Source organism: Anaerolineae bacterium (assembly GCA_014360855.1).
GTDB lineage: Bacteria > Chloroflexota > Anaerolineae > JACIWP01 > JACIWP01 > JACIWP01.
Genome location: JACIWP010000055.1, coordinates 10,243 through 13,446 on the forward strand (window position 1 = coordinate 10,243; position 3,204 = coordinate 13,446).

General features: G+C 64.0%; 4 protein-coding genes and 1 pseudogene (1 of these 5 only partly in view). 2 read left to right on the top strand and 3 right to left on the bottom strand.

Annotated features, from left to right (window positions below; all coding sequences use genetic code 11):
- Window positions 1-20: pseudogene (locus tag H5T60_04640) on the top strand (hypothetical protein) (it extends 739 nt beyond the left edge of the window).
- Between the two features lie 84 nt (window positions 21-104).
- On the opposite strand, the gene H5T60_04645 reads toward H5T60_04640, so the two are convergent.
- Window positions 105-473, bottom strand: a complete 369-nt coding sequence (locus H5T60_04645) for a YccF domain-containing protein (GenBank protein MBC7241713.1) — start codon at window positions 471-473, stop codon at window positions 105-107.
- Between the two features lie 62 nt (window positions 474-535).
- A complete protein-coding gene (locus H5T60_04650) occupies window positions 536-976 on the bottom strand; it encodes a DUF3887 domain-containing protein (GenBank protein ID MBC7241714.1) in 441 nt (146 codons plus the stop codon).
- A gap of 193 nt (window positions 977-1,169) precedes the next feature.
- Between H5T60_04650 and H5T60_04655 the strand changes: the two genes are divergently transcribed.
- Complete coding sequence (locus H5T60_04655; protein MBC7241715.1) at window positions 1,170-2,444, top strand: hypothetical protein; 1,275 nt, start codon at window positions 1,170-1,172, stop codon at window positions 2,442-2,444.
- 144 nt (window positions 2,445-2,588) lie between these two features.
- On the opposite strand, the gene H5T60_04660 is transcribed toward H5T60_04655, so the two are convergent.
- Window positions 2,589-3,089 (bottom strand): GNAT family N-acetyltransferase, encoded by a 501-nt coding sequence (locus H5T60_04660; protein MBC7241716.1) that lies wholly within the window; start codon window positions 3,087-3,089, stop codon window positions 2,589-2,591.
- Between the last annotated feature and the right edge of the window lie 115 nt (window positions 3,090-3,204).

A 3,204-nucleotide genomic window follows, 5' to 3' on the forward strand; every position in this document is an offset into this window, starting at 1 on the left:
AGGCCGGCCTAGCGGCCTGAACACACCGTTCACAGCGCACCAACGGCCTCCCGCAATAGGACGCGGGAGGCCGTTGTTTTTTCCGCCGCAGGCTCGCGCCGGCGTCAGGTAATGACGCTCCCGAACGGCATCAGCGCCAGCCGCGCCAGCTTGAAATGCTGGCGGGCGAAGGGCAGTCCGACGATGGTGATTGCCATGAGCAAAGCCAGCGCCAGATGGCAGACAGCCAGCCAAATCCCTCCGATGAGGAGCCACAGCACATTCATGGCCACGCCCAGGGGGCCGGAAGCGAAGCCGGTGATCCGTATCTCACTGCCAAAGGGAAAGAGCGCCAGCCCCGCCAACCTGAACGACTGCACACCGAACGGGATGCCCACGACGGTCAGGCAGAGGACCACGCCGCCCAGGGCATACCACAGTGCGACAAGGATGCCGCCCGTCAACATCCACAGGAGATCGCCCAGCACATTGATGAGCACACGGAATAACGCTCTGAGTAACCCAGCCATGTTTGCGCACTCCTGAAAATGGGCCGCTACTTGCGGCGCAGGACGGGGGAATCAAACCACAGGCCGGTCACCTTAAGGGGATCTGTCGTCATATCGAAGACCACCCGCACCACCACATTGGCGTCTTTCTCGAACTGGGCCGTATAGATGACAATGCGGTACTGGTCCTTATCCAGCACCCTATCGAGCTGATGGGACTGATAGCGGCCGATTTTCCCGATGACGGCCTGGTAGACCTGTTCGAACTTCTCCCCACTGCTGACGGAGCGCATGGTCTCATCCATGTCGCGCAGATAGCCGGCCTCGTCATGGTTGCTCAACGCCGTGAGGAGCTGAACGGTGATCGGCTCGACCTTTTCGGCAAAGGCCCGCGCCTCCTCCGCCGGCACCGTCTTATAGCCGGCGGCACAGCCGGCCAGCAGGGCCAGCACCACCAGCGCCGGCACCATCCACCGTATCCTTCTCATGGGCCTGCCTCCTTTCGCTTCCGCGCAAGATGCCCGCACCGAAAATATTATACCCCAAACCGGGAGGCCGGCGAATCTGCGGGACATCCCACGCGCGAACGAATTGACAATCCCCCGATTCATGCTATGATGGAGATGGCCTTCACAAACACAGGGTCGTGTCGCTCGATGGAGAGGGACAGGAGGGAGGACAATGAAGAGAACCGATTGGAGCGAGCGCCTGCGCATCTCGCCGGCGCAGTTGGAGCGCATCAACGCCGTGCTGACCGGCGATAACCGGGCCATGCAGGCCTTTTTCGATGTGGTGGCGCGCTACGGCACGCCGGAGGAGATCAACCGCAAGGCAGAGGAAGCGCGCCGGCTCCCCAACATCCTGGCCCGCCTGCGGGAGATGGATTCGCCCTACCTGCGCGACCTGGAATGGCTGGAGCAAGAGCGAGACGCCGGCGCCTTTATCTCCCTGCCGGCCTACCGCCGGCGCGTCCTCGGGCCGAAGGCCGACGAGATGGCCTTCGACGAGCGCCACGCCGTCACGCTGGAGATCAGCGCTCTCCAGTTCTTCCCCTGGCTGATCGTCGAGGCACAGCAGGCCATCGCCCAGGGGGAGCTGATGCCCGGCCGCTACATCCGGGTGCGCAAGATGAAGGAGCAGGAAGAGGCTGGCGAAGGGGAAATCCTGGCCGTGTGCGCCGCCATGCAGATCATCGGCGCCAGCTACGTGGAAACACTGGACACCAAGGGCACCGACGGCTCCAATGTCCATCTGGGTGGGCCGGACACGATCACGGGCTACTTCGGTGGGGTCGGGGAACCCAACGACTACGCGCTGAAATGGGTGGACGAATACCTCTACTACTACACCCGCTACGGCGTCAAGCAAGTGCTGAACACCAACGCCGGCACCGTCTTCCTGGGCTATATGCTCCACAAGCTGGGCATTGACATCGAGTTCAAGATCTCCGTGTTCCTGGGCAACGACAACCCCTATTCCGCCCTGTGGACCCTGCTGGCCGCGCATCTCTTCGCCCGACCGGACGGCTCCACCGCCCTGGTGGGCTTCAACTGGTCCAACTCGGTCAATAACGAGACCATCGAGGTCACGGCGGAGCTACGCCGGCTGTTGGGCTTCGAGGACTTCGTGCGCTTCGAACATCATATCACCGAGGCCTTCCGTCACATCGTGCGCCAGCCCTACCTGCGGCGCGATGAGCTGGTGGGGCTGGCCAAAAAGGTGCCCAACATCTCCGCCAAGCACGAGGGCGCCGACCCCGACGTGGAGCAGGGGCGCGAGCACCCCTCCGATATCCTGGATTACTTCCTGTCCCGCCAGGAGATCGAGGAGCAGGGGCTCATGCCGGCGCTCCTGCGCAACTACCTGGACAAGCACGACGCGCTGAACGCCACGGCGCGCGCCCTGACGGAGCACGGCATCGGGGTCATCGCCGCCCGCCGGCTCCACAACCCCTGACGCGTCCTGGTACCTAAGTCCCATATGCTCTCCGGTCAGCATCCGCTACAATAATATCCAGTAGCGGGGTTACATCCTGTCCCATCGCTCCCCGCTCGGGATGAAAAGGTCCCCCTGCCCGGCCAGCACCGCGGCAGGTCCACCTCATCCCACCCATATCCCGTCCGGCTCCCCCGAGCCACATGGTGGAGACATCCCCATGTGCAGGCGCACCACCTCCGCGCCGCCTGTGGTCAGGGGGAGCCAGGCTTTTTCGGCCCCCTCAAATCCCATGCGCCGGTAAAAGGCGAGGAGCCAGGGCTGGTCCGCCGGGGCATAGAGTTCCAGCCGGCGGATGCCCTGCCGGCGCGCCAGCTCCACCGCCGCGCCCAGAAGCCGGCGGGCGATGCCGCGCCGGCGAAAGGCCGCGGCCACACACAGGCCGCCGATCTCCCCCTTGTCCTTCCACCGCACCAGCTCGATGTTGCCCACCACCCGGCCGTTCGCTTCCGCCACGAGGCGAGTGATATGGGGATGGCGCAGGCAAAAGGCAAGGTAATCGCGCACCTGGCCGGCGTCCTCCTCGGGGAAGCAGAGGCTGGCCAGGTCGCCGGCGTCCTCCAGGCGTGCTGGACGGATGTGGATATCGGATAGCGCTGTCGTCATCTCTGCACCCCGCCGACCTGACTCTTACCCACTTTCATAGGCGAGAGACCATCGGTAGGTGAAGAGAGCGCGTCTGATCAGTCGGGGCTTGAGGATCCAGGGCATAGCCAAGAGG